We start from the raw sequence: 1167 nt of genomic DNA, 5'->3' as shown, positions 1-1167 counted from the left end.
AACTTTGACTTCCTCCCCGCCCTCAAAGGAGGGGGATTCCTACTAAAGACGGCCAAGCCCGACCGCGAGAATGTTTTTTGCTCCATTAACGTCTCTGTTATGGGTCGTTTTACAAGAACGACAAAACCATACTCTTATACCAAGCGCTGATCTACCTTTCGGACTGTCTTGGCGAGAGCCGCAACACGAGCAGGTTTGGGTGGTGTACGCTTCATTCACTTCGATATAGTGGCAACCTGCGTTCGCGCATTTATAATCCAGTTGCCGCTTAATTTCAAACCAACCTGCATCATAGACGGATTTGGCAAGTTTGCCCTTAGTGAATGATGTTGATTTTATTTTACCAACAACAATTAGGCTGTTGGCTTTGACAAGCTTTGATGTGAATTTATGAATGAGGTCTTGACGGGTATTTTTAATCTTGGCGTGAATGGCCTTGACCCGCTTTTTATTCTTAGCTCTTTGAGCAATGGCCAGTTTTTCAGCGTATTGATGAGTGACTTTGGTTTGTAGTTTGTCGCCATCACTATTGACTGCTGAATCTTTGCAGCCTAAATCAATACCGACCTGACCAGTGCCACACGCTGTTTTTGGAAATTCTTTAACCGTCACACAGACGTACCAGTTACCGCGATTGTCCTGTACCAATTCGCAAGTATTGATGGTGTAGAGCGCTAAGTTATAGCTGTCCCATAGGTCAATAGTGAGTTTTTTACCTTTAGCTAAGCTGAATTGTAGGGTGCTTTTTAGACACTTTTTACCACTTTGGCGGGTGCTAATATGCTTAATAGCGGTCTTTTTAAACGGAATCCAACCAAGAGAACTACGTTTGGCTTTAGGGTTATTGGTGCGCCAGTTGAGTTTGGCTTTTTTAAACTGTTTACGAGCCTTGGCATGGGTTTCGGTCACTGCTTGTAAGGTTTGGCTGTGTAGGTTTAGATATTCACCCGCACCTTTGGTGTAAGTAGCCAAATCATAAGCCGAAAAGAATTGACCAGTACGCTTGAGGTGTTTAAAACTTAGCTCATTGACGTAATTCCAGACAAAGTTAACCGACCCCGCTAAGATATTTAGCTGAGTGGCATGTTTGTCTTTGATGCGTAGTTTGAGCGTTTTCATGGGGTAATTATGATCTCAATGTATTTGGTTATCAAGGTATGTTCAATC

1 pseudogene is annotated in these 1167 nt (G+C 43.0%); it reads right to left on the bottom strand.

From position 1 onward, the window contains the following. Positions 1-22: 22 nt before the first annotated feature. A pseudogene (locus C8D84_RS13690) lies at positions 23-1119 on the bottom strand (RNA-guided endonuclease InsQ/TnpB family protein). Between the last annotated feature and the right edge of the window lie 48 nt (positions 1120-1167).

Source organism: Psychrobacter immobilis (assembly GCF_003148585.1).
GTDB lineage: Bacteria > Pseudomonadota > Gammaproteobacteria > Pseudomonadales > Moraxellaceae > Psychrobacter > Psychrobacter immobilis.
Note: the sequence above shows the minus strand (reverse complement) of the source record. Positions and strands in the feature narration are given on the sequence as shown.